This is a genomic window from Nonomuraea soli (assembly GCF_013761175.1).
Taxonomy (GTDB): Bacteria; Actinomycetota; Actinomycetes; order Streptosporangiales; family Streptosporangiaceae; genus Nonomuraea; species Nonomuraea soli.
Map to the genome: position 1 here is coordinate 1,056,123 of NZ_JACDUR010000004.1, position 23,519 is coordinate 1,079,641.

Below are 23,519 nucleotides of genomic sequence, written 5' to 3' on the forward strand. Positions count from 1 at the left end.
CTGGCTAAATGGCAGTGAAACTAGATCGGTGTTGTCAGCCGTCCAGGACCATGCCGACACTCCCTCCCGTGACCTCGCACAACCACCCCTTCGTGCCCTACCGCCCCGAGCGCCTGCCCGCCGACGAGATGATCCGCCGGGGCGAGGAGTTCTACGCCCACGTCGACAGGCGGCGCAGCGTGCGCTCCTTCTCGCCGGATCCCGTGCCGCGCGAGTGCATCGACCTGGCCGTCCTCGCCGCCAACACCGCCCCGTCCGGAGCCCACCAGCAACCGTGGAAGTTCGTGGTCATCGGCGACCCCGCCGTGAAGCGCCGCATCCGCGAGGCCGCCGAGATCGAGGAGCGGCAGAACTACGAGGGCGGACGCCTCACCCCGGAATGGCGCACCGCCCTCGCCCCGCTGGAGACCACCTCGGACAAGGGATACCTGGAGGTGGCGCCCTGGCTCGTCGTCTGCTTCGCCGAGAAGTACGGCACGCGGGAGGACGGGAGCCGGGTGAAGCACTACTACGTCAACGAGAGCGTCGGGATCGCGTGCGGCCTGTTCATCACCGCCCTGCACACGATGGGACTGTCGACGCTCACCCACACGCCCAACCCGATGGCCTTCCTCGGCACGATCTGCGAGCGGCCGGCGAACGAGCGGGCCTACATCCTGTTCCCCGTGGGCTATCCGGCGCCCGACGCGGAGGTGCCCGACCTCACCAGGAAGCCGCTCTCACGCGTCCTCGGGTAGCGGCTCGCCCGTCTCCAGCAGCGACTTCAGGCTCGCCACCACGTTCGGCCAGCCGTGGCTGACCATCTCGGCCAGGCTCGACCCCGGCTCGAAGCCGTCGTGCACGACGGTGAGCTTCACGACCTGCGACGTGGCCTCCTCGATCGTGAAGGTGACCTTCGACCTGGACTCGGCCGACAGGCGGGCGAGCAGGTCGTCGTCCCAGCCGAAGCGCGCGGCGAGCTCCGGGGTGACGGCGTGCCAGGTGTAGGACAGGCGCTTGAAGGGATCGGCCTCCAGCACGACCTGCTCGGGGTCGCTGATCGTCACGCCGTGGTTGTCCCAGGTCATCGGCGAGCCCGCCGCCCAGTCCGTGGCGAACTCCGTGGCCCAGTAGCGGCGCGTGAAGGCGGGCTCGGTGAGCGCCTGCCAGAGCTTCTGCGGGGTGGTGCGGATGTAGGTGGTGTAGACGAAGGTGGGCGCGTCCATCGGGGTCTCCTCCAAGGCGGATTTCAGGTCGGCCAGGGCCTGGACCCTGGCCTGGTCGTAGCGGCTGATCCAGCGGTGGGCGATCTCGTGCACGGGCGCGGCGTTGAGGTAGTGGAGCTTCTCGCGGCCCCGGCGCACGGTGGTGACGAGCCCGGCCTCCTCCAGCACCGTCAGGTGCTTGCTGACGGACTGCCTGGCCATGTCGAGCCCGGCGCACAGCTCGCGCAGCGTCTGCCCGTTGCGGGCGTTGAGCGAGTCGAGCAACGCGCGACGGCTCGGGTCGGCCAGTGCCTTGAACACCTCGTCCATGCTCGCCCTCTGTCATCATGCAGCCGTTTGGCTGCCTTTTCACGTTAGGCAGCCAGGTGGCTGCATGTCAAGGTGGAGTAACGCCAGGGTGGTGAAAGGCGACGTAGTCAACGAACTGTCGGCCGCACCCGACTGGGGGACGCCATGTCCGCTGACACCGAAGCCGTCGTCCGCGAGCTCCGCGAGCTCGCAGACCGGGCCGCCATCACCCAGGTCCTGCACACCTACGCCCGCCTCGTCGACGAGCGGGAGTACGACGCCGTGGCGGGACTGTTCACCGACGACTGCCTGGCCGACTACGGGCAGGGCGAGGGCGACACCCTGCGCTCGGCCAAGGAGGTCACCGACTGGCTGACCCGGCAGCTGCGCCACATGACGGTCACCAGCCACCACATCTCCAACGTGGAGATCCGCTTCACCGACGCCGACCACGCCGACACGGTGGCCTACCTGTACGCCTGGCACATCATGCCCGGCCTGGACGTCGACCCGGTCGTGATGGGGCGCTACGTCGACCGCTTCGTGCGCACCCCGGCCCACGGCTGGCGCATCGCCGAGCGGCGCCTGTTCGCGCACGGCCTGGTCGGAGTGCCGGAAGGGATCCTGAGACCGCTCCCCAGAAAGGACCTCTAGGCGCGTGTCGTGCGGGGCCCGGCGTCGATCGTCTCCCTTCCGGAGACGAAACACGCGGAGGCGATGATTCGAGCAGCTCAGCCAGGAAGGCTTCGAAGCGCGCGCGAAGTACCTGCTCAAGCGCGGCTACCGCTGGCGTTCGCGGGTGCTCCACACCGGCACCACGGTCAGCGCCGCGAGCGCCGCCGCGAACCACAGCGCCACCGTGACGTCGGCCGAGTCGACGATCAGCCCGCCCACCAGCGCGCCCAGCGCGATGGCCAGGTTGAACACCACCGTGTTGAGCACCGTCGCGGCCTCGATGCGGTCCGGCGCGGCCTTGAAGATCAGCATCTGCACCCCGACGGGCACCCCGCCGAACGCCAGGCCCCACAACAGCAGGAGGGCGATGCCGGTGACGGGCACGGTGCCCACGAGCGGGAAGAGCGCCAGCACCCCGCCGAGCAGCAGGCTGCCGGCGATGATCGTGCCCTGCGCGTTGCGCGCGGCCGCGCTCCCGGCGAGGAAGGTTCCCGCCACGCCCGCCACGCCGAACGCCAGCAACATCGGCCCGATCAGAGCGGCGTCCACCCCGGTGTGCTCCTGCAGGATCGGGCTGACGAAGGTGTAGGCCGTCATGTGCCCGCTGACGAGCAGGAAGGTGGTCAGCACGGCCGCGCGGACGACGCGGTCGCCGAACATCCCGAACAGCGCGCCCATCCTGAGCGGTTCCGCCGCCGGGATCGGCGGCAGCAGCACGAACAGGGAGACCAGGGCGGCCAGGCCGAGCCCGGCCAGGATCAGGAAGGCGACACGCCAGTCGGTGAGCCCGCCGACGAACGTCCCGGCGGGGACGCCGAACACGTTGGCGGCGGTGGCGCCGCCGAAGGCGATCGAGGTCGCCCGGCCGACGTGCGAGCCGGGCACGAGCCGTACGGCGATGCCCGCCGCCAGGGCCCAGAAGCCGCCGATGCTGATCCCGACGAGGAAGCGCGCCGTCAGCAGCATGGGGAAGCCCGAGGCCAGGAACGACAACAGGTTGGCCGCCACCATCAGGGTGACGAGCCCGAGCAGGACGACGCGGCGGTCGAGGCGCCCGATCGCGACCGGGACCAGCAGCGCGCTGACGGAGGCGACGAGGCCGGGCACGGTGACCATGAGGCCGGCCGTGCCCTCGGTGACGCCGAGGTCGCCGCCGATGGAGGTGAGCAGCCCGACGGGCAGCTGCTCGGCGGTCACCACCAGGAACGTGCCGGCCGCCACGGCCAGCACCGACAGCCAGTGCTTGAGCGTCACACGTTCTTCGTGGACGAGGGTCATGGTTCTGCTCTCCTTCAGAGTGCCGCGCCGACGCGTTCCCGGCGGGGGAGCGTGGGCGGGGTGAGGTCGACGCGGGTGCGGGCGGGTCCCTGGCCGAGCAGGGTGCCGCCGAGGGCGATGGCCATGCCCAGCACCTGGAGCGGGGTGAGGTCCTGGCCGAGTGCGGCCCAGCCGATGACGGTCGCGGAGACCGGGCTGAGCAGGGCCAGGAAGGAGACCGAGGTGGCGGGGAGGCGCGAGATGCCGCGGAACCAGTTCCAGTAGGCGAGCGCGGTGCCGATGACGCCGAGGTAGAGGTAGCCGATGACGGCCGAGCCGTCCAGGGCGGGCGGCGCGCCCTCGACGAGGAGGGCGAGGGGCACGAGCAGCAGGCCGCCGGCGGCGAGCTGCCAGCCGGCCAGGGCCAGCGGGCCCACCCCGTCCGGCCGGCCCCAGCGCTTGGCCAGCACGGTGCCGGCCGTCATGGAGGCGGCCCCGGCCAGTCCCGCGGCGATTCCCACGGCGTCGAGCGCCGCGCCGGAACGCAGCACCACCAGGCCCACGCCCAGCACCCCCGCCATCCCGGCCAGCACCTTCTGCCAGGTGGGCCGCTCGCCCAGCAGGAGGGCGGCCAGTCCGAGCGCGAACAGCGGGCCGACCGCGCCCAGCACCGCGGCCACCCCGCCGGGCAGGCGGTAGGCCGCCAGGAACAGCAGGGGGAAGAAGGCGCCGATGTTGAGCACGCCGAGCACCGCCGACCGCCAGATCCACACGCCGCGCGGCAGGACCCGGGAGACCGCCAGCAGCACCAGGCCCGCGGGCAGTGCCCGCATCAGCGCCGTGAACAGGGGGCGGTCGGGCGGGAGGAACTCGGTGGTGACGGCATAGGTGGAGCCCCAGGCGATGGGCGTCAGGGAGGTGAGGGCGACGGTGCGCCATCGTGTGACGAGAGTGGACATCGTTTGCCTCTCCATTCATAATCTCAACGTTGAGATAATCACCCACGAACGCCTCAACGTCAAGTAGATGAACGTTAAGATAGTCATCGTTGAGAGGAGTGCCCGATGGCGGACGCCGTGGACGAGGTGCTGGCGCAGTGGAAGCGAGAACGTCCCGACGTCGACGTCTGGCCCATGGGCGTCGTCGGACGCATCACCCGCCTGTCCCTGATCCTCGACAAGGAGCTGAAGGACTTCTTCGCCGGTCACGACCTCGAACGATGGGAATTCGACGTCCTGGCCACGCTGCGCCGCTCCGGCCCGCCGTACGAACTGACGGCGGGCGCGCTCAACAAGGCGGCCATGGTCACCTCGGGCGCGATCACCAACCGCATCGACCGGCTGACCGCCAGGGGCCTGGTCGAGCGCGTGCGCGACGACGCCGACCGGCGCTCGGTCCGGGTCAGGCTCACCGACCGGGGCTGGACGCTGATCGAGGAGCTCGTCCCCCTGCACGTCGCCAACGAGGCGCGCATCCTGCGGGCGCTGAGCGGGCAGGAACGGGACGACCTCGCGGGCGCCCTGCGCGACCTGCTGGAATCGCTCGGAGACACCTCGCTGGAGTAGGCAGGATGACCCTCTTCTCATCGTCGTGGGCCGCGCTGCGCGCCGCGGTCGCGGGCCTGTCCGACGACGACTTCGCACGCCCGTCGGGCTGCGCCGGCTGGCTGGTGCGCGACCTGGTCTGCCACCTGGTCATCGACGCCCAGGATGTCCTGATCACCCTGGCCACCCCGGCCGAGGGCGAGCCGACCCGCGACGCGCTCACCTACTGGGAGGTCTCCGGCACCCCGCCGACCGGCGACGACGACCTCGACGCGCTGACCGTACGGCTGGCGGCCGCCTACCGGGAGCCGCGTCTGCTCACGTTCCACCTCGACGACGTCGGCTCCGCCGCGGGACGCGCCGCGGACCTGGCCGATCCCGGCATGCGCGTCGGCACCCGAGACCAGGTGCTCACCGCGGGCGACTACCTGTCGGCCTACGTCCTGGAGTGGACGCTGCACCACCTCGACCTGATCGCGCACCTCCCGCACGTGCCCGGCCCGCCCGCCGCCGGCCTGGCCCGCTCGCGCGCGATGCTGGAGGGGATCGCCGGGGCGCCTTTCCCCGCGTCGTTCTCCGACGCCGGCGCGCTGCTGACCGGCACCGGACGGCGCGCGCCGTCCGACGCCGAGCGAGCGGAACTGGGAGGCCTCGCCGAACGGCTCCCGCTGGTCCTGGGCTAGAACAGGTTGTGCGAGGGCCAGGTCGCGACGGCCCGGTGAACCTCCCACATCATCGTGTCCAGATCGACCCGGTTGCCGTTCGACACCGCCATCCAGCAGAACTCCCCGGCCGTGCGCACCAGCACGGCCTCGGTCCCGTTGGGCGTGAGCCGCCCGGTGTGCCACCACGTGTCCGCCTTGTTGACCGCCCACCCGCAGGCGTATCCGTCGAAGACGGACGAAGGAGTGGTCATCACCCGCGTCGTGTCGGAGCGCAGCAGGTCGGGCACGGCCCCGAACCCGTCGGCCCGGACGGCGAAGCGCAGGATGTCGGTCGGTGAGGCGAGCCAGCCTCCGTGGGCGTCCATGCGCCGGGCCGGGATGGCGTACGGATCGGTCCCGTAGTAGATCACCTCGTCGGAGCGCCGCTGCGCCAGGGTGTCGCCCGCCAGATGCATGTTGGTGATCCCGCTCGGGGCCAGCACGTTGCGTCGCACGTATTCCGCGTAGCCCATCCCGCTGACCGTCTCGATGATGCGCCCGAGCAGGCAGTAGCCGAAGTTGGAGTACAGGTGCCTGGCGCCAGGCGCGTGCTTCTGGGGCTGGTTGTCGAGGGTCCAGGTGATCAGCTGGGCATGGGTCATCGCCGGGTTCTTGAACATCGGGTCGTCACCGTCGTTGGGCCAGCCTCCCGAGGTGTGCTGCAGCAGGTGCCGCACGGTGATCGCCCGCAGGTTCGCGGTGTAGGGCTTGGTGCCGAAGCGGGTGCCGAGCAGCGCGCCCTGGCCGAAGACGCGCTGGTCGAGCGTCAGCCGTCCGGCCTCGACGAGCCGCATGACGGCCACCGCGGTGATCGGCTTGGAGATACTCGCGACGCGCATCAGGTGGCGGGGCGTGACGCGCTCGCCGGTGTCCCGCCTGGCCAGGCCGTACCCCTTGGCCAGGACGAGCCGTCCGCGGCGGGCCACCGCCAGCGAGATGCCCGCGACTCCCGAGCCGGTGAGGTGGCGGTTGACGACCGTGTCGACGGCGGCGAAGTCACCCGCGGCGGGGGTCTGGTGCACCCAGATCGCGGCGAATCGTGGCGAGCCGTAGCCGCTGACCTGCAGCGGCCGGTAGCCGCGGCGCTGGTGGTCGTCGAAGGCGGCCTGGTAGGCGGCGGAGTCCAGGCCGTGCCTGGCCGACCAGCGCGGTCCGGCGCCCTGCGCCCAGATCGCGGCGTACAGATCGTTCCCGTCGACGGTGTAGCCGCTGACGTGCACGGGCCGGTAGCCCTGTGCGGTGAGGCGGGTGAACTCGGCCTGGTACTGCGCGGAGGTGAGGTTGTGGCGGGCCACCCACGGCGGGCCGGCGGTCTGCTCCCAGATGGCCGCGAACAGCGCCTGGCGGCCCGACTGGTAGCCGTCGACGCAGGTCAGCCGGTAACCCTGCCCGGTGAGACGGGTGAACTCGGCCTGGTACTGCGCGGAGGTGAGGTTGTGGCGGGCCACCCACGGCGAGCCGCCGGCGCGCTCCCAGATGGCGGCGAAGTGCGGCCGGCCGCCGACGTCGTAGCCGCTCACCTGGACGAGGCGGTACCCCTGCCCGGTGACCCGCGTGAACTCGGCCTGGTACTGCTCCGAGGTCAGCCCGTGGCGGGCGATGAGCGGCGGGCCCGGCGCCTTCTCCCAGATGCCCGCGTATCTGGCCTGGCCGCCCGCGGCGTAGCCGCTCACGTGGGCGGGCCGGTAGCCGAGGGCGGAGAGCCGGTCCCACTCGGCCTGGTACTGCGCGGAGGTGAGGTTGTGCCTGGCGACCCAGCCGGACGGGGTCCGGCCGGTCGGAGCGGTGATCCCGGCCCAGTCGAGCCCGATCGCCATGCCCAGCGCGGCACCCGCGTGGAGCACGTCGCGTCTGCTGTGAACGGTCATGTCTCCGAGCATGTGCGGCCCCGGCGGAGGCGTCATGAGCAGGCCGTACTCAAGTGGGGGATTTGGGCCTTGTGGGGGTCGGTTGTCAAGGCTACGATCGCCACAACTCTTAGGAAACTTTCCTAAAAGAAATCATGAATTGGGACTCCAGATGTCGCGATCACCCCCGCGATGGCCCCGATAGAGCTGCGGAAACCGTCTCCACGGCGCCGTTTCCTCCCGGCACGGGATGAGGACCGCCCCAACGTCTCCCTGTCGTGGGAGCGATCATGAGGCGCGCTGCTTTCTTACCTGACTTGACAGTCCCAGCAAGCCTCCGGCACCCCCTGATTCCGTACGGCTCGCGGCAGCTTGACACCCCCCACGCGAGCCGTACGGCCACCCCTGGAGCATCCATGAAATTCCGGGTCATAGCGGCGACCCTTGCCGCGCTCTGCCTGACCTCCGCCCCAGTCCAGCTCATCGCACCCCCCGCCGCGGTCGCCGCTGCGGCCTGGGCCCCGTACACCGCCTACGCCGTGGGCGCGGTGGTCACCTACAACGGCACCGACTACACCGCCATCCAGGGGCACACCTCCCTGCCCGGCTGGGAGCCGCCGAACGTCCCGGCCCTGTGGAAGGCCGGAGGCACCTCGCTCCCGGCGCCCGGCCAGCCCGGCGCGGCCACCGTGACGGCGACCGGCACCTCGATCTCCCTGTCGTGGGGCGCCTCCTCCGGGACCGTGACCGGTTACCGGGTCTACGAGGGCTCGACGCTCAAGACCACCGTGACCGGCACCAGCGCCACCATCTCCGGCCTGGCCGCCTGCGAGTCGCACACCTACACGATCAAGGCCTACAACAGCTCGGGCGAGTCCGCCGGACGTGACGCCTCCGGCTCCACCACCGGCTGCGTCAACCTGCCCGGCCAGCCGGGCACGGTGACCGCGACGGCCACGAACACCTCGATCTCCCTGTCGTGGGGCGCCTCCTCCGGGACCGTGACCGGTTACCGGGTCTACGAGGGCTCGACGCTCAAGACCACCGTGACCGGCACCAGCGCCACCATCTCCGGCCTGGGCACCTGCGAGCCGCACACCTACACCGTCAAGGGCTACAACGCCAACGGCGAGGGACCGGGCCGCGACGGCTCGGCGACCACCACCGGCTGCAACCCCGGCGGCGGCCTGCCCAAGCACTTCCTCACCGGCTACTGGCACAACTTCGTCAACCCGGCGACCGAGCTGAAGCTGTCGCAGGTCCCGAACGAGTACGACCTGATCGCCGTCGCCTTCGGCGAGGCCACCACCACCCCGGGTCAGGTCGTCTTCGCCCTGGACAGCGCGCTTGCCACCGCCGTGGGCGGCTATACCGAGGCCCAGTTCAAGGCCGACATCGCGGCGCTCAAGCAGCGCGGCAAGAAGGTCATCCTGAGCGTCGGCGGCGAGACCGGCCGGGTCCAGGTCGCCTCCAGCTCCGCGGCGAGCGCCTTCGCCTCCAGCGTGCACGGGCTCATGCAGAGCTACGGCTTCGACGGCGTCGACATCGACCTGGAGAACGGCCTCAACGCCACCTACATGGCCCAGGCGCTGCGCGACCTGCGCGGCCGCGTGGGAGCGGGCCTGATCATCACGATGGCCCCGCAGACCATCGACATGCAGTCGACCGGGATGGAGTACTTCAAGCTCGCCCTGGCGATCAAGGACATCCTCACCGTCGTCCACATGCAGTACTACAACTCCGGCTCGATGCTCGGCTGCGACCAGTCCTTCGCCTACTCGCAAGGGACCGTCAACTTCATGACCGCCCTGGCCTGCATCCAGCTGGAGAACGGGCTGCGCCCCGACCAGGTCTCCCTGGGCCTGCCCGCGGGACCCGGCGCGGCCGGCGGCGGAGTCGTCGCGCCCAGCCTGGTCAACCAGGCGCTCACCTGCCTGGCCACCAGGAACAGCTGCGGCTCGTTCGTCCCGCCCCGCGCCTACCCGGACATCCGCGGCGCGATGACCTGGTCGATCAACTGGGACGCCAGCCACAACTGGAACTTCTCCAAGACCGTCAAGCCCCACCTCCAAGGAATGCCATGAAACTCCGCGTCATAGTGGCGACGGTGGCGGCACTCTTCGCCACGAGTGCGCCGGTCGTGCTCCTCGCACCCACCGCGGCGGTCGCCGCCGCGGCCTGGGCCCCCTACACCGCCTACGCCGTCGGCGCGGTGGTCACCTACAACGGCATCGACTACACGGCGATCCAGGGGCACACCTCGCTGCCCGGCTGGGAGCCGCCTAACGTCCCGGCCCTGTGGAAGCCCGGCGGCGGCACCCCCCAGCCAGGCGTGCCCGGACAGCCGGGCGCGGCCAGCGTGACCGGCGCGACCAACAGCTCCCTCACCCTGGGCTGGGGCGCCTCCAGCGGCACCGTCACCGGCTACCGCGTCTACGAGGGCAGCACGGTCAGGAGCACGGGCAGCGGCACCAGCGCCACCATCTCCGGCCTGGGCACCTGCACCACGCACACCTACACGGTCAAGGCCTACAACAACGTGGGCGAGTCGGCGGGCCGTGACGTCACGGGCACCACCACCGGCTGCCCGACCAACCCCGACCCGACCAAGATGGCGGGCGCGCCCTACCTCTACATGGGCTGGGGCAATCCGCCCAACCCCGGCACCGTCATGGACGCCACCGGCGTGAAGTCCTTCACCATGGCCTTCATCCTGTCGAGCGGCGGCTGCACCCCGGCCTGGGACGGCAACCGGCCGCTCACCGGCGGCGCCGACCAGCAGGCGATCAACACGATCAAGTCGAAGGGCGGCAACGTCCAGATCTCCTTCGGTGGATGGTCGGGCAACAAGCTGGGCCCGAACTGCTCCACCCCGGCCGCGTTCGCCGGTGCCGTACAGCAGGTCATCAACGCGGTCGGACCCGCGGTCGTGGACTTCGACATCGAGAACACCGACGAGTTCGAGAACTACACCGTGCAGGACCGCATCCTGAACGCGCTGAAGATCGTCAAGCAGAACAACCCGAACGTCAAGGTCGTCGTGACCTTCGGCACCACCCGCACCGGGCCCAACAGCCACGGCATCCGCCTGATCAACCAGGCCAAGGCGCTCGCGGTGCCGATCGACAACTTCACGATCATGCCGTTCGACTTCGGCAGCTCCAACATCTACCAGGACACCGTCAACGCCTCCGAGGGCCTGAAGAACGCGCTGAAGTCGGCCTACGGCTACACCGACGCGCAGGCCTACGCCCGCATGGGCATCTCGGGCATGAACGGCCTGTCCGACCAGCAGGAGATGACCAGCACCGCGACCTGGACCCAGATCCGTGACTGGGCCAGGTCGAAGGGTCTGACCCGGCTGGCCTACTGGGCCGTCAACCGTGACAGGCCCTGCCCCGGCGGCGGCGTGACCTCCAACTGCAGCGGCATCTCGCAGCCTGAGTGGGAGTTCACCCGCATCACCGCGGGCTTCTGACCAGCGGTCCGCGGCGCCGGAGGTCGGGATCCGGCGCCGCGGAGCGCTTTCCCGAAGAGTTTCCTGTGAGTTGTGTCACCCGATTCTGACGTGTTATATGCGCATTGACCTGGGGTTTTGTAGGGGTATGGGATTGCTGGGACCGGTGGCGGGCTCCTTCGTGGGTACGGCAGGCTAGTGGCCACCATGGAACACGCAGTGCTCACAGGCCTGGTCCTGCTCGTCGGAGTCGCCGTCGCCCTCATCGCCCAGTGGCGTGACTGGCGGCCCTCCCTCACCGTCGCCGTCCTCCTCGGCGTCGCGGTGCGCGCGGTCATCTACTTCGCCTCCGCCGACGACGCCTTCCAGCCGGTCGACTACGAGGAGAGCTTCAGGCCGGCCGGCGAGGCGGTGCTCAACCGCCAGGATCCGGTGCTGGGCAGCGAGGGCGGCTGGCACTTCCTGCCGACGATCCCCTACATGTACGGGATCCTGCTGTGGCTCGGCCTGCCGTGGGAGTACGCCGGTCGCCTGGTGACCGTGGTCGCCGACATCGCGCTCATCCCGCTCGTGGCCAAGCTCGCCGGCGGCGCCAAGGCCAACCTGCGGGCGCTGCAGTACGCGCTCAACCCCCTCGCGCTGCTCGTCGCCGCCCACCACGGCCAGGTCGAGCCGGTGGCGCTGGCCTTCGGCGTGGCCGCCTTCGTGGTGGCGCGCGGACCCGGCTCGCCCGAGCGCACCGGCTTCACCATGCCGGTCATGGAGCGCGTGCGGATGTACGGCGTGGCGGAGGCCCCCAACCGGGCCTGGGCCTGGGTGAAACGTTCGCTGCGCCCCCTCGCCGACGACCGCGTCACGCTGAAGCGCGGCATGCTGGCGGGCCTGCTCATGGGCCTGGCGTTGTGCGCCAAGAGCTGGCCGATCTGGCTGATCCCCGGCATGTTGCTGCTCCTGCCGACCATGCGCGCGCGGATCGTCTCGCTCCTGTTCACCGGCGCGGTCCCGATCTTCTTCCTGGTCACCCTGCCGATCTTCGCGGGCACGGCCTTCCACCAGATCCCCGAGGTCATCCGCGAAATCAAGAACATCCGCCCGATCGTCGGCGAGTGGGGCTGGACCCCGTGGATCACCGGCGGCGACTGGGCGCTGATCCCGTGGGCGGCCCAGCTCGGCACCTATCTGATCTACGCCTCGGTGCTCGTCGTCATCTACCTGTGGCGCAAGGCCGATCCGATCGACATGACGATCGCCATCCTGCTGGCCTTCATGGTCGTCACGCCCCGCCTGGGCGCGCAGTACCTCATGTGGTTCATGCCCTTCCTCATCGCCAGGCCCACCCGCTTCGCCTGGCCGGCGATCCTGGCGGTGTCGGCCTGGTCGGCCTACGGCTACCTCTACATGACGCAGCTCGCCGTCGACCCCTGGTGGTACGCCCACCGCGACTGGTCACGCTTCTCGATCGTGATCCTCCCGCTGCTGGTGATGGCCATGCCGTGGGGCCGCCGCGACCCGCAGTCGCAGCGGCCCGTCCAGGCTCCCGGCGTCAGCCCCGCATTGAGCGGAACAACGTGACCCACTGATCGGGATGCACGTAGCCGACGACGGTGTCGTGGGCGATGCCCGCCTCCTGGAAGGCGTGCCTCGGCCTGCCCAGTGAGGCGTAGAGCGAGCCGCCCACTCCCTGGAAGCCGCGCTCGACCAGCTCCAGGTAGGCCCCGCGGTCCTCGGCGAGCGGCTCGGGCCGCCTGTCGACGCGCAGGATCCCGGAGTCGACCGACGGCACGGGACGGAAGCTCTCCCGGTCGATGCGACCGGCCAGCTCCCAGGTGAACCACGGCCACGAGGCCACGGTCACCAGGCTCCAGCGTCCGTAGTCGCCGGAACGTTTGCGCGCGTACTCGAGCTGGGTGACGAGCGTCGCGCTCGTCAGGTGCCGGGCGCGCAGGCACCAGTCCACGATCTTCGAGGTGGCCGAGAACGGGATGTTGCCGACGACCGAGAACGGCCGGTCGGGCGCCTTGGCGGAGGTGAAGTCGCCCTTGACCACGGTGGCTCCGGTGGCCCTGGCCCTGAGCTTGGCCGCCAGCAGCGGGTCGAGCTCGTAGGCGATTACCTCGGCCCGTTCAGCCAGTTCCCTGGTGAGGGCGCCTTCGCCGGGACCCGGTTCCAGGACGAGCCCGTGCGGGTCGGCGATCTTGACGATCTGCTTGATCGCCGTCCGGTCGGTGAGGAAGTTCTGCGAGAGTTCACGCCTGGCCCGGTCGCGAGGCGTGCGGCCTTGCGGGGAGCGCGTGGCCTTCTTCTGGGTGTGCGAATAGTTGCCGAATGCGAATGACTGCGCCACAGCTGATGCCCTTCCGGGTCGCTTCGAGAAAGAGGAGGTCTCGAAGGGCCCTGGGCACGCCAGGCGGAGCTGAGGTGTCCGCCTAGCGGGCCAGAGCCCGGCCGCGGCGGATACGAATGAAGCAGGCGCAGGTGGATGCTGTCATGCGAGAGACAATACGGAACGCTCCGTCTCGGCGCAACGTGATATCTCGGAGGCATGCGCTTACGCCGGTTCCTGCTCGTGCTGGTCCTCGCCGGGTGTTCCCCCGTCAAGCAGGTGCCCGTCGAGGCCGAGGCCCAGGCCCTGGTGAAGGCCGGTTCACCGGGCGCCGTCGTCTACGTCGCCGACGGCGGCCAGGTCTGGCAGGCCGCGGCGGGGCAGGCAGAACCGGGCATGCCCCTGCGAACCGACCACCGCTTCCGCATCGCCAGCATCACCAAGACCTTCACCGCGACGCTCCTCGCCAGACGGATCAGGGCAGGAGAGCTGAGCCTCACCGACCGCGTCGACCGGCTGCTGCCAGGCGTCACCACCTCCACGGCCACCGTCGGCGACCTGGCCAGGCACACCAGCGGCCTCCGCGACTACCTGCGCTCCACCGAGTTCGTCCGCACCATGTCGGCCGACGGCAACCACCTCAAGGAGTGGACGCCGGAGCAGCTCATCGCCTTCGCGGGCGAACCGGGCAGGCCAGGAGGCGCGTTCGCCTACTCCAACACCAACTACATCCTGCTCGGGATGATCCTGGAGAAGCTCGCGCGCAAGCCGTACAGGGAGCAGATCGCCGAGTTCGGGCTGCCCGACACCGAACTCCCGGCCGCGCTGCTGCCCGACCGGCTCGCGCACGGCACCCACCTCGACGGATCCGACGGGACCACCGACGCCAGCGCCTCGTTGTACTTCAGCGCGGGCGGCCTGGTCTCCACCGTCGCCGACATCGCGGCCTTCTACCGCGCGCTGCCGCCGATCGACTACGGCATCTTCACCGAGAGGCTGTCCTGCGGCGTCGAGGTGCACAGCCACTCCGGCATGCTGCTCGGCTACAGCGGCATCGCCCTGGTCACGCCCGACCGGCGGCGGGTGGTCGTCGTGCAGCTCAACTCCAGCCACGCGGGCTCCGCCATCGCCGCCGGGCATCGCCTCATGTGCGCGCTTTGATGCTGCCTTGAACTTCGTATGACCATGCTGGCCTCATGAAGGTACTTGTCGTCGACGACGAGCCGAACATCCGCGACCTGCTGGCCGAGACCCTGCGGCTGGTGTCGTTCGACGTGCGGACGGCGGGCTCGGGGGCCGAGGCGCTGAGCGCGGCCCGCGAGTTCGTCCCCGACCTGGTCGTGCTCGACGTGATGATGGACGACCTCGACGGCTTCGAGGTCGCCAGGCGGCTGGAGGAGCGCTACCCGGTGCTCTTCCTGACCGCCAGGGACGCGGTGGCCGACCGGGTACGCGGGCTGAAACTCGGCGCCGACGACTACGTCGTCAAGCCGTTCAGCCTGGAGGAACTGGTGCTGCGCATCCGGGCGATCCTGCGCCGCAGCGCGCCGGACGCCGGGCGCGGCGAGCCGCTTCGCTACGCCGACCTGGAACTGGACGCCGACAAACACGAGGTACGGCGGGGCGGCACGCCCGTCGAGCTGTCACCCACGGAGTTCAACCTGCTCGAATACCTGCTCACCAATGCCGGACGGGTGGTCAGCAAGGCCCAGATCCTCGACAGCGTCTGGCGCTACGACTTCGACGGCGACTCCAGCATCGTCGAGTCCTACATCTACTACCTGCGCAAGAAGATCGGCGACCCGCAGCTGATCCAGACCGTGCGCGGCGTCGGCTACTCCCTACGGCTGCCGTCATGAGCCTGCGCGCCCGCCTCGTGCTGATCGTCCTCGGGCTCACCACCGTGGCGTTCCTGCTGGCCAACGCGGTGGGCATCGCACTGCTGCGCGGCGAGCTGGTCAAGCGCGTCGACGCCCAGTTCGGCAAGCTGGAGAAGGCCTCGACGGCGCTGCCCGCCGCGGCGCTGATGTTGTCGTCGCGCAAGGACCTGCCCGCCGACCTCGTCGACGTCCTCGGCGACAGGCTCAGGGACGAGCTGCGCTTCTACCTCTTCAACGCCGACGGCACCATGCGGCCGGTCCTGTCGGCCGGGAGCCAGGGCCCCGAGCTCGGCGAGCCGCGCTTCGGCGAGCCGTACACAGTGCCGGGCACCGGCGGCCCGTCGTGGCGGGTCCGTGCCGTGCGCATGCCCGACGGCGGCGGAGCCCTGGTGATCGCCCAGTCGCTCAAGCAGGTCGAGGAGACCGAACGGTCGCTGATCGTCATCAACGTGGTCGTCCCCGCGTCCGTGCTGCTCCTGCTCGGGCTCGTCGCCGCCACCGTCGTACGGCTCGGCCTGCTGCCGCTGACACGCATGGAACGCACCGCCACCCGCATCGCCCACGGCGACTTCGGACGCCGCATGCGCCAGGCCGACCCGCGCACCGAGCCCGGCCGGCTCGGCGTCGCCATGAACGTCATGCTCGACCGGCTGGAGGAGGAGATCGCCGCCCGCACGGAGTCGGAGGCCAGGCTGCGGCGCTTCCTCGCCGACGCCTCCCACGAGCTGCGCACCCCCCTCACCTCCGTGCGCGGCTTCGCCGAACTGCACCGGCGCGGCGGCGGCGAACCCGACGAGCTGATGCGGCGCATCGAGGACGAGGCCACCCGCATGGGCGTCCTCGTCAACGACCTGCTCACGCTCGCCCAGCTCGACGAGGAACGCCCGCTGGAACGTGCACCCGTGGACCTGCTGGAGATCGCCGCCGACACCGTCCGCGACGCCCGCGCCCGCCTCCCAAGGCGATCGGTCAGGCTCACCGGCCCCCTTCAGCCCGTCACCGTGCCCGGCGACGAGCTGCGGCTGCGCCAGGTCGCCGCCAACCTCGTCGGCAACGCGCTCACCCACACCGACGCCCCCGTCGAGGTCAGAGTGCTGCACGAGGGCGGCTTCGCCGTCCTGGAGGTCGCCGACAGCGGCCCGGGTGTCGCGCCCGAGCACGTGCCGCACCTGTTCGAGCGGCTCTACCGCGTCAGCCGGGGCCGCTCACGCGCCGCCGGAGGCGCGGGACTGGGTCTGGCCATCGTCGCGGCCATCGCGCGCGCCCACGGCGGCACCGTCGGCGTCGACACCCGGCCCGGTGAGGGCAGCCGCTTCCGCGTACTCCTACCTGTGGTCGAGGCGGCTCCGAGCTCGCTTTGAAGCAGGCCGTGCACGGTCGGGGACATGAGAAGAATCCTTCCCGCCCTGACCCTCGTGATGGGCATGTCGCTGACGGCCGGATGCGGCGCCTCCCAGGCCGCGGGCGGCGTGGCCTCCGTGAGCGGCGCCACCGCCACCTCCGCGGCCCCGGCCGCCACCGGCACCGCCGACCAGCTGGAGCAGGGCCGCGTCTTCGCCCAGTGCATGCGCGACAACGGCGTGCCGATGGAGGACCCCGACCCCGCCCAGGGCCTGGCCGGCCGCATGGGCAAGGTCGACCACAACTCCGCGGCCTTCAAGAAGGCGCTCGAGGCCTGCCGCGACGTCGCCCCCTTCGCCGACCGCAAGGAACTCACCCCGGAGGACCTGGAGAAAATGCGCGCGTTCGCCGCGTGCATGCGCGACAACGGCGTCGACATGCCCGACCCCGACCCCGCGGGCGGCTTCGCGGCGCAGATCGGCAAGATCAAGCCGGACGACCCCAAGGTCGCCAAGGCCCTGGAGGCGTGCAACGACGAGCTCGGGTCGATGCGGGGCAGGAAGTGAGCCGCGCCAGGCTGCTCGCGTGGAGCGCGGGCGGCGCCCTGCTCGCCGCCGCCGTCGCAGCCGCCTCGCTCGGCTTCGGCGGACAGCCGGGCACCGCAGAACCCGCCAGGACCCCGCCCGCGACCGCGACGGTCGAGCGCATCACACTCACCGACACCAAGACCGTCTCAGGAACCCTCGGGTACGGCTCGCCGGTCACCGTCACCACCACCGGCGGCGGCACCATCACCTGGCTGCCCGCCGAAGGCGCCACCATCACCCGCGGCAGGGCCGTCTACAGCGTCGACGCCGACCGGGTGCCCCTGCTGTACGGCACGCTGCCGCTCTACCGCACCCTGGCCGACGGCGTCTCGGGCGACGACGTCAAGCTCCTGGAGACCAACCTCGCCAAGCTCGGCTACACCGGATTCGACGCCGACTCCTCCTACACGTGGGCCACCGCGGAGGCCGTCGAGCAGTGGCAGGACGACCTCGGCCTGCCCGTCACCGGCAGCGTCCAGCCCGGCGACGTCGTCGTCGCCGCCGGGCCCCTGCGCGTCGCCTCGCTCAAGGCGGCGCTCGGCGCCCACACCGCAGGTCCCGTGCTCACCGCCACCTCCACCACCAAGCAGGTCTCCGTCGCCCTCGACGCCTCCGACCGCCACCTGGTACGGCCGGGCATGAAGGCCACCGTCGAGCTGCCCGACGGATCCACCGTCCCCGGCACCGTGAAGGACGTCGGCAAGGTCGCCACCCAGAAGGACGACGCCACCACGGTCGAGCTGACCCTCTCCGTCGGCAGGACCGGCTTCGACACCGGGCCCGTCGAGGTCACCATCGTCGCCGCGACACGCAAGGACGTGCTCGCCGTACCCGTCGGAGCCCTCGTCGCCCTGGCCGAGGGCGGCTACGGCGTGCAGGTGGCCGACGGGAGCGCGCTCACCTACCAGGCCGTCGAGACCGGCATGTTCGCCGACGGCAAGGTCGAGGTCACCGGCGTCCCCGAAGGCGCCACCGTGGTGGTGCCCTCGTGATCGTCACCCTTCACGACGTGACCAAGACCTACGGGCCGGTCGAGGCGCTGCGCGGCGTACACCTGTCGGTCGAACCGGGCGAGCTCGTCGCCATCGTCGGGCCGTCGGGATCGGGCAAGTCCACGATGCTCAACATGATCGGCACGCTCGACCGGCCCACCGGCGGCACGGTGCGGATCGCGGGCCACGACGTCGCCGCCCTGTCCGACCGGGAACTGTCGGCGCTGCGCGCCCGGCTGATCGGGTTCGTGTTCCAGTCGTTCCACCTCGCCCCGGGGGTTCCCGTGCTCGACAACGTGGCCGACGGCCTCCTGTACAGCGGCGTACGGCTGCGCGCCAGGCGGTCACGGGCGGCCGACGCGCTCGAACGTGTCGGGCTGGAGCACCGGCTCGGACACCGCCCCCACCAACTGTCCGGCGGCGAACGGCAACGCGTGGCCATCGCCAGGGCGGTGGTGGGGGAGCCGGCGCTCCTGCTGGCCGACGAGCCGACGGGCAACCTCGACTCCCGATCGGGGGCAGGGGTGATGGCGCTGCTGCGTGACCTCAACCGGAGCGGGACGACGGTGGTCATCATCACCCACGACCGCGACATCGCCGCGTCACTGCCACGCCGCGTCGAGATGCTCGACGGCCGCATCCTCGACCCGCCTTCTCGGCCCGTTTCGTCTCTCTCGCGGTCGATGTCCCACCCCGCTTCGGAGGCCGGCCCATGACCCCCGCCAGGCTCACCCCCGCCCGGCTCAGCCTGGGCGACGTCGCACGGGTCGGCGGCGCCGGCCTGCGCACCCGCCCCATCCGCGTGTTCCTGTCCGCCCTGGGCATCGCCATCGGCATCGCCGCCATGCTCGGCGTGGTCGGCATCTCCGCCTCCAGCCAGGAGGAGCTCAACCGCCGCCTCGACGCCCTCGGCACCAACCTGCTCAAGGTCTCACCAGGCCAGAGCCTGTTCGGCGAGGCTTCCCACCTGCCGCTCGAAGCCGAAGGCATGATCGCCCAGATCCCCGCCGTGACCACGGTCACCGCCGTCGGCGTCACCCCGGCCAAGGTCTATCGCAACGAGCACATCCCGGCCAGCCAGACGGGCTCGGTGTCCGTGCTCGCCGCCCGCCTCGACCTGCCCGCCGACACGGGGGCCGCCGTCGCCGCCGGGACCTGGCTCAACGCCGCCACCCACAACTACCCGGCCGTCGTCCTCGGCGCCAAGGCCGCCGCCCGCCTCGGCGTCGAACGTCCAGGACCCGACCAGCGTGTCTGGCTGGGCGGCGAACGGTTCACCGTCGTCGGCGTGCTCGCCCCCGCCGCACTCGCACCGGAACTCGACCTGGCCGCCCTCGTCGGCTGGCCGGTCGCCGTCTCACGGCTCGGCTTCGACGGCTACCCGACCACGGTCTACACCCGCGCCACCGAAGCCCATGTGCAGGCCGTACGAGACGTCCTGGCCGCCACCGCCAACCCCGAGGCGCCCAACGAGGTCGAGGTCTCGCGCCCCTCCGACGTCCTGGCCGCCAAACAGGCCACCGACGCCACCCTCAACGCCCTCCTCCTCGGCCTCGGCGGCGTCGCCCTCCTCGTCGGCGGGGTCGGCGTCGCCAACACGATGGTCATCTCCGTGCTCGAACGCCGCGCGGAGATCGGCCTGCGCCGCTCACTCGGAGCCGGACGCGGCCAGATCCGCCTGCAGTTCCTCACCGAGTCGGCACTGCTGTCGCTACTGGGCGGCCTCGGCGGCGTGGTGCTCGGCATCGGCGTCACCTCGCTGTACTCCACGCTCCAGGACTGGCCGACCATCGTGCCGTTCTGGGCCATGGCGGGAGGCGTCGTCGCCACCCTCGTGATCGGCGCGCTGGCCGGCTTCTACCCCGCGCTCAGAGCCGCCCGCATGTCACCCACCGAGGCGCTGGCGGCACCATGACCGATTTCTACAAGAGCCCGCCCGGGCCCGTCACTAGGGTCGGAGACATGCCAGACCTGCTTGCTCAAGCCGAGACGTTCCTGCACGACCAAGCCCGCCTCCTCGACAGGTACCGCTTCGAGGCGCTCTTCCGCGAAGGCCCGCGCGAGCGGGTCCTCGACACCCTGCGGTGCTACCGGAACCCCGACGGCGGATTCGGCAACGCCCTCGAACCCGACCTGCGCGGCGCGGCCAGCCAGCCAGAACCCGTCGAGATCGCCTTCTGGATCCTCGACGAACTCGACGCCTTCGACGACCCGATGGTGCTCACGGCCTGCGACTACCTGGCCTCGATCACCACCCCCGACGGCGGCGTCCCGTTCGTCCTGCCGTCCGTGCGGTCCACCCGGCGGGCACCCTGGTGGGAGACCCCCGACGACCCGCCGGGACACCTCATCCCCACCGCCTCACTCGCCGGCCTGCTGCACAAGCACGGCATCACCCACCCGTGGCTGGAGGGGGCGACCCGCTTCTGCTGGGAGCGGATCGGGCAGGTGAAGGAGACCACACCGTACGAGGCCAGAGCGATCGTGCCCTTCCTCGAGCTCGTGCCCGACAGGGAGCGGGCGGAGGCGGAGTTCACCCGGTTGAAGGGGGCGATTCTCGACACGGTGACCTTCGACCCGGAGGCGTCGGGAGACGCGCACTTCCCGCTCGACTTCGCACCGGCGCCGTCCAGGCTGCCCCTGTTCGAGCCCGAGACGATCGAGCGGCATCTCGACGCGTTGGAGGGGATGCTGGCGCGGGATGGAGGGGTGGTGCCCAACTGGCCGATCTGGACACCGGTGGTCGGGCACGAGTGGGCGGGGTACCTGACGGTGCACCGCCTCAAGACCCTGCACGCCTACGGCCGCCTGCCGTAGAACAGCCACCTGTCGTAGAACAGCCGCCTGTCGTAGAACAGCCGCCTGTCGTAGAACAGCCATCGGCCGCAGACCAGCGCGGCCATCGGCTACGGGCGGCCCGCTCGGCCGCCCGCCTCGCGCCTGACCGGTGGGCCGCCTGCCGTACGGCGGTGCCTTCCGGCGCCTCGCCGCCAGGGCAGGTCAGCGCAGCAGGTGGCTCATCGGCACCCCCGCCAGGCGCTTCACATCGTTCGCGAGGTGAGCCTGGTCGGCGTAACCGCTCTCAGCGGCGGCCAAGGCGAGCGGGGTGCCGCCCCGAGCCAGCCGCAGCGCCCGCTGGAACCGCACGATCCGCTGCAACACCTTGGGCGAGTAGCCGAACGCGCCCACCGCACGACGGTGCAACTGCCGGGCACTGAACCCGAGATCCCACGCCACCTCGGCGACCGACCGCCCGGCTCGCAGCGCCGCCGCGATCGAGGGCGCCGCCGGGTCAGGCGGCGCGGTGTCACGAATCAGCGCGGCGATGCCCGGCAAACGATCCGCCACCGGCACATCGGCCAGGTCGCCCACGGAGGCGACGCCCCTCACCGCCGCCCGATCCCTCATGGAGGCCGAGCCCCTCGCCGCCGTCAGATCCCGCATGGGGGCCGGGCCGCTCACCGCCGCCAGATCCCGCATGGAGGCCGCGCCGCCGCTCACCGCCGTCAGGTCACGCAGGGGCACTCGCTGATCCACCAGCTCGTCGATCGGCAACCCCAGCGCCCCGCCCACTGCCCCCGGCCGGAACCGAATCCCGAAATACCGGTCGCCCGGCACCATCGCCGTCGGCATCGGCCCCGTGTCAGGCCCGGCGACGTGCGGCCCCTGCGGCCCCCAGATCACATCCACACACCCGTCGGGCACCACCAGATGCACGCCGGAGGCCTCGCTCACCTGCTCCCACACGCACACCAGCCGGTGCGCGAGCGAGGGCGGCGGTGCGTGCTCCACGTACATGGTTCACCACGCTACCCAGGCTCACTGACAATTCGTTCGTCCCCCGATATGAGGGCCGCCGCCCACCGGGCCGTCGGATCGCTGTCGATGAGCAGCGCCCGGGTGAGCAGGCTGAGCGGGATGGCGAGCAGCGCGCCGAGCGGCCCGAGGACGAACGCCCAGACGATGAGCGACAACAGCGTCATCGTCGTCGATAGCCCGACGGCGTCGCCGAGGAACTTGGGCTGGATGAACGACTGGATGACGACGTTGATGGCGCAGTAGGCGACGATCACGAGGATCATCTGCTTCAGCCCGCCGTCGAGCAGTGCGAGCAGCGCCGGGGGGATCAGCCCCATGATGAAGCCGATATTCGGGATGTAGTTCGTGATGAGCGCCAGCACGCCCCACAGCAGGGGGATCGGCACCGACAGCAGGTAGAGCGCGATCACGTCGAGTGTGGCGCAGACGAGTCCGAAGGCGGTGGAGACCAGCAGGTAGCGCCGCGTCTTGCTGGCGAAGGTGGCGAGTGCGGTGACCAGTTGCGGCTTGCTGCGGCTGCCTGCGGCGAAGATGCGCTGCATGACGGGAGCGTCGAGCGACATCGCCAGGAGCAGGACGACCATGAGGAACAGGCTCGACAACAGACCCACCACGCCTGTGAGCAACCCTTGGGCGAAGCCGACGAGTTTGCCCGGGTCGAGGCTCTTGACCGCCTGGTCGAGCTGGGCGTTGCCGATGCCGAAGCGGGCGAGCAGCAGCTGCGACTCCTTGACGAGCGTGTTGAACTGGTCGGCGTAGGCGGGCAGCAGCGCGGCGAGCTGGGTGACGGCGAGGCTCAGGATGGCGACCATGCCCAGCAGGACGAGGACCACGATCAGGAACGGCAGCGCGACCTGCAGCCACAGGGGCGCCCCGCGCCGGCGCAGCCAGTTGCGCACGGGGGAGACCGCCAGGACCAGCACGAGTGCCAGGACGATCGGCCCCAGAATGGACGAAACCTCGCGCATGCCGAAGAGCGTCACCACTGCCGCAGCAGTGCCGACCAGCACGATCAACGCTCTGGGCAGTGCCTGAACAGCCATCACTCTCGTGACATACCCGCTTTTTCGAGTCAGGGCGTACGGCAGGCGTGTCGTGATCGTTTCGTGGCCAGTTCATGGTTTGAAGTCGTCATGAGCACTCGGGAGCGCTGCTAATCTTTCTAAGCCGACGTCGTGCGGCGCAACTCCCTTCCCTTGGTGGTGGCGGTGCTGCGCGTGTGGCGGTGGCTCCCTCAGACTCGGTGGTCTGGAGATCGGTTCGCGGATCGGTTGAAAGGCTGGTAAGTTAGAGGGGTTGCCCCGGAAACGGGGCGGTCGAAATTCCCGCAGGTGAATCGGTCCGAGTCAATTTGACAGAGACTGGGCCGCCTGAGAGAATTAAGACATAACGGAACGAAGCGCCCCGGGCTAGTGCAGACGGTGTTCGCGTCCGTTTCTTGAGAACTCAACAGTGTGTTTAAAAGCCAGTGCAAGAGTTATTTCTTGCAACACCTCGTCTAGAATTTCTAGGCATTTGTTGCTGGGTTTCGAATAATCCTTTTATGGAGAGTTTGATCCTGGCTCAGGACGAACGCTGGCGGCGTGCTTAACACATGCAA

At 70.5% G+C, this 23,519-nt stretch carries 22 protein-coding genes and 1 rRNA gene; 16 read left to right on the top strand and 7 right to left on the bottom strand.

What is annotated here, in order from left to right; genetic code table 11:
- The first annotated feature begins 68 nt into the window (after positions 1–68).
- Positions 69–737: a nitroreductase family protein gene (locus tag HNR30_RS23435; protein WP_181612070.1), complete on the top strand. Its 669-nt coding sequence runs from the start codon at positions 69–71 to the stop codon at positions 735–737.
- Here HNR30_RS23435 and HNR30_RS23440 read toward each other — a convergent pair.
- Positions 720–1,514 carry an ArsR/SmtB family transcription factor gene (locus tag HNR30_RS23440; RefSeq protein ID WP_181612071.1) on the bottom strand — a complete coding sequence of 265 codons (795 nt, stop codon included), beginning with the start codon at positions 1,512–1,514 and terminating at the stop codon, positions 720–722. The genes HNR30_RS23435 and HNR30_RS23440 overlap by 18 nt on opposite strands.
- Before the next feature lie 144 nt (positions 1,515–1,658).
- Between HNR30_RS23440 and HNR30_RS23445 the strand changes: the two genes are divergently transcribed.
- On the top strand, positions 1,659–2,147 hold the full coding sequence (locus tag HNR30_RS23445) for a nuclear transport factor 2 family protein (RefSeq protein WP_181612072.1): 489 nt from the start codon (positions 1,659–1,661) through the stop codon (positions 2,145–2,147).
- Between the two features lie 126 nt (positions 2,148–2,273).
- Here HNR30_RS23445 and HNR30_RS23450 read toward each other — a convergent pair whose 3' ends face one another.
- Together HNR30_RS23450 and HNR30_RS23455 are read right to left on the bottom strand one after the other, a co-directional pair.
- A complete protein-coding gene (locus tag HNR30_RS23450) occupies positions 2,274–3,446 on the bottom strand; it encodes an MFS transporter (RefSeq protein WP_181612073.1) in 1,173 nt (390 codons plus the stop codon).
- A gap of 14 nt (positions 3,447–3,460) precedes the next feature.
- Positions 3,461–4,384 (bottom strand): EamA family transporter, encoded by a 924-nt coding sequence (locus HNR30_RS23455; protein ID WP_181612074.1) that lies wholly within the window; start codon positions 4,382–4,384, stop codon positions 3,461–3,463.
- A gap of 105 nt (positions 4,385–4,489) precedes the next feature.
- Between HNR30_RS23455 and HNR30_RS23460 the strand changes: the two genes are divergently transcribed.
- Positions 4,490–4,990 carry a MarR family winged helix-turn-helix transcriptional regulator gene (locus tag HNR30_RS23460; RefSeq protein ID WP_181612075.1) on the top strand — a complete coding sequence of 167 codons (501 nt, stop codon included), beginning with the start codon at positions 4,490–4,492 and terminating at the stop codon, positions 4,988–4,990.
- 5 nt (positions 4,991–4,995) lie between these two features.
- Positions 4,996–5,652, top strand: a complete 657-nt coding sequence (locus tag HNR30_RS23465; protein ID WP_181612076.1) for a maleylpyruvate isomerase N-terminal domain-containing protein — start codon at positions 4,996–4,998, stop codon at positions 5,650–5,652.
- Here the strand turns inward: HNR30_RS23465 and HNR30_RS23470 are convergent.
- Positions 5,649–7,541: a serine hydrolase gene (locus HNR30_RS23470; protein ID WP_220133831.1), complete on the bottom strand. Its 1,893-nt coding sequence runs from the start codon at positions 7,539–7,541 to the stop codon at positions 5,649–5,651. The genes HNR30_RS23465 and HNR30_RS23470 overlap by 4 nt on opposite strands.
- A gap of 395 nt (positions 7,542–7,936) precedes the next feature.
- Between HNR30_RS23470 and HNR30_RS48055 the strand changes: the two genes are divergently transcribed.
- From HNR30_RS48055 to HNR30_RS23485, 3 genes are all read left to right on the top strand, one after another.
- Positions 7,937–9,604 (top strand): carbohydrate-binding protein, encoded by a 1,668-nt coding sequence (locus HNR30_RS48055; RefSeq protein ID WP_181612077.1) that lies wholly within the window; start codon positions 7,937–7,939, stop codon positions 9,602–9,604.
- Positions 9,601–10,998, top strand: a complete 1,398-nt coding sequence (locus HNR30_RS23480) for a carbohydrate-binding protein (RefSeq protein WP_181612078.1) — start codon at positions 9,601–9,603, stop codon at positions 10,996–10,998. Before HNR30_RS48055 ends, HNR30_RS23480 begins: the two co-directional genes overlap by 4 nt.
- Positions 10,999–11,184: 186 nt before the next feature.
- Complete coding sequence (locus tag HNR30_RS23485) at positions 11,185–12,549, top strand: putative hexosyltransferase (RefSeq protein WP_181612079.1); 1,365 nt, start codon at positions 11,185–11,187, stop codon at positions 12,547–12,549.
- On the opposite strand, the gene erm is transcribed toward HNR30_RS23485, so the two are convergent.
- Positions 12,521–13,189 carry a 23S ribosomal RNA methyltransferase Erm gene (gene erm / locus HNR30_RS23490; RefSeq protein ID WP_376771757.1) on the bottom strand — a complete coding sequence of 223 codons (669 nt, stop codon included), beginning with the start codon at positions 13,187–13,189 and terminating at the stop codon, positions 12,521–12,523. The two genes, HNR30_RS23485 and erm, sit on opposite strands and share 29 nt — an antisense overlap.
- A 330-nt stretch (positions 13,190–13,519) precedes the next feature.
- Between erm and HNR30_RS23495 the strand changes: the two genes are divergently transcribed.
- From HNR30_RS23495 to HNR30_RS23525, 8 genes are read left to right on the top strand one after another with little or no spacing between them, the layout of a single operon-like run.
- Complete coding sequence (locus HNR30_RS23495; RefSeq protein WP_181612081.1) at positions 13,520–14,461, top strand: serine hydrolase domain-containing protein; 942 nt, start codon at positions 13,520–13,522, stop codon at positions 14,459–14,461.
- A gap of 35 nt (positions 14,462–14,496) precedes the next feature.
- Positions 14,497–15,159, top strand: a complete 663-nt coding sequence (locus HNR30_RS23500) for a response regulator transcription factor (protein ID WP_181612082.1) — start codon at positions 14,497–14,499, stop codon at positions 15,157–15,159.
- On the top strand, positions 15,156–16,541 hold the full coding sequence (locus HNR30_RS23505; protein ID WP_181612083.1) for a sensor histidine kinase: 1,386 nt from the start codon (positions 15,156–15,158) through the stop codon (positions 16,539–16,541). The genes HNR30_RS23500 and HNR30_RS23505 overlap by 4 nt, the downstream gene beginning before the upstream one ends.
- A gap of 24 nt (positions 16,542–16,565) precedes the next feature.
- Positions 16,566–17,087 carry a hypothetical protein gene (locus HNR30_RS46880; protein WP_220133832.1) on the top strand — a complete coding sequence of 174 codons (522 nt, stop codon included), beginning with the start codon at positions 16,566–16,568 and terminating at the stop codon, positions 17,085–17,087.
- Positions 17,084–18,100: a peptidoglycan-binding protein gene (locus HNR30_RS23510; RefSeq protein WP_312894582.1), complete on the top strand. Its 1,017-nt coding sequence runs from the start codon at positions 17,084–17,086 to the stop codon at positions 18,098–18,100. The genes HNR30_RS46880 and HNR30_RS23510 overlap by 4 nt, the downstream gene beginning before the upstream one ends.
- Positions 18,100–18,816, top strand: a complete 717-nt coding sequence (locus HNR30_RS23515) for an ABC transporter ATP-binding protein (RefSeq protein WP_181612204.1) — start codon at positions 18,100–18,102, stop codon at positions 18,814–18,816. Before HNR30_RS23510 ends, HNR30_RS23515 begins: the two co-directional genes overlap by 1 nt.
- Positions 18,813–20,015, top strand: a complete 1,203-nt coding sequence (locus HNR30_RS23520) for an ABC transporter permease (RefSeq protein ID WP_181612085.1) — start codon at positions 18,813–18,815, stop codon at positions 20,013–20,015. The genes HNR30_RS23515 and HNR30_RS23520 overlap by 4 nt, the downstream gene beginning before the upstream one ends.
- A 47-nt stretch (positions 20,016–20,062) precedes the next feature.
- Positions 20,063–20,917 carry a hypothetical protein gene (locus HNR30_RS23525; RefSeq protein WP_181612086.1) on the top strand — a complete coding sequence of 285 codons (855 nt, stop codon included), beginning with the start codon at positions 20,063–20,065 and terminating at the stop codon, positions 20,915–20,917.
- A 183-nt stretch (positions 20,918–21,100) separates the two neighbouring features.
- Here HNR30_RS23525 and HNR30_RS23530 read toward each other — a convergent pair whose 3' ends face one another.
- Both HNR30_RS23530 and HNR30_RS23535 read right to left on the bottom strand, forming a co-directional pair.
- Positions 21,101–21,898 carry a helix-turn-helix domain-containing protein gene (locus HNR30_RS23530; protein WP_181612087.1) on the bottom strand — a complete coding sequence of 266 codons (798 nt, stop codon included), beginning with the start codon at positions 21,896–21,898 and terminating at the stop codon, positions 21,101–21,103.
- A gap of 11 nt (positions 21,899–21,909) precedes the next feature.
- Positions 21,910–22,962: an AI-2E family transporter gene (locus HNR30_RS23535; RefSeq protein WP_181612088.1), complete on the bottom strand. Its 1,053-nt coding sequence runs from the start codon at positions 22,960–22,962 to the stop codon at positions 21,910–21,912.
- A gap of 497 nt (positions 22,963–23,459) precedes the next feature.
- On the opposite strand from HNR30_RS23535, the gene HNR30_RS23540 reads away from it, so the two are divergent.
- Positions 23,460–23,519 (top strand): 16S ribosomal RNA (locus HNR30_RS23540); the annotation flags it as partial.

Coding starts and splice junctions, on each gene's coding strand:
- HNR30_RS23440 (WP_181612071.1), bottom strand. CDS start 1,514: ATGGACGAGGTGTTCAAGGCACTGGCCGACCCGAGCCGTCGCGCGTTG.
- HNR30_RS23445 (WP_181612072.1), top strand. CDS start 1,659: ATGTCCGCTGACACCGAAGCCGTCGTCCGCGAGCTCCGCGAGCTCGCA.
- HNR30_RS23450 (WP_181612073.1), bottom strand. CDS start 3,446: ATGACCCTCGTCCACGAAGAACGTGTGACGCTCAAGCACTGGCTGTCG.
- HNR30_RS23455 (WP_181612074.1), bottom strand. CDS start 4,384: ATGTCCACTCTCGTCACACGATGGCGCACCGTCGCCCTCACCTCCCTG.
- HNR30_RS23460 (WP_181612075.1), top strand. CDS start 4,490: ATGGCGGACGCCGTGGACGAGGTGCTGGCGCAGTGGAAGCGAGAACGT.
- HNR30_RS23465 (WP_181612076.1), top strand. CDS start 4,996: ATGACCCTCTTCTCATCGTCGTGGGCCGCGCTGCGCGCCGCGGTCGCG.
- HNR30_RS23470 (WP_220133831.1), bottom strand. CDS start 7,541: ATGACCGTTCACAGCAGACGCGACGTGCTCCACGCGGGTGCCGCGCTG.
- HNR30_RS48055 (WP_181612077.1), top strand. CDS start 7,937: ATGAAATTCCGGGTCATAGCGGCGACCCTTGCCGCGCTCTGCCTGACC.
- HNR30_RS23480 (WP_181612078.1), top strand. CDS start 9,601: ATGAAACTCCGCGTCATAGTGGCGACGGTGGCGGCACTCTTCGCCACG.
- HNR30_RS23485 (WP_181612079.1), top strand. CDS start 11,185: ATGGAACACGCAGTGCTCACAGGCCTGGTCCTGCTCGTCGGAGTCGCC.
- HNR30_RS23495 (WP_181612081.1), top strand. CDS start 13,520: ATGCGCTTACGCCGGTTCCTGCTCGTGCTGGTCCTCGCCGGGTGTTCC.
- HNR30_RS23500 (WP_181612082.1), top strand. CDS start 14,497: ATGAAGGTACTTGTCGTCGACGACGAGCCGAACATCCGCGACCTGCTG.
- HNR30_RS23505 (WP_181612083.1), top strand. CDS start 15,156: ATGAGCCTGCGCGCCCGCCTCGTGCTGATCGTCCTCGGGCTCACCACC.
- HNR30_RS46880 (WP_220133832.1), top strand. CDS start 16,566: ATGAGAAGAATCCTTCCCGCCCTGACCCTCGTGATGGGCATGTCGCTG.
- HNR30_RS23520 (WP_181612085.1), top strand. CDS start 18,813: ATGACCCCCGCCAGGCTCACCCCCGCCCGGCTCAGCCTGGGCGACGTC.
- HNR30_RS23525 (WP_181612086.1), top strand. CDS start 20,063: ATGCCAGACCTGCTTGCTCAAGCCGAGACGTTCCTGCACGACCAAGCC.
- HNR30_RS23530 (WP_181612087.1), bottom strand. CDS start 21,898: ATGTACGTGGAGCACGCACCGCCGCCCTCGCTCGCGCACCGGCTGGTG.
- HNR30_RS23535 (WP_181612088.1), bottom strand. CDS start 22,962: ATGGCTGTTCAGGCACTGCCCAGAGCGTTGATCGTGCTGGTCGGCACT.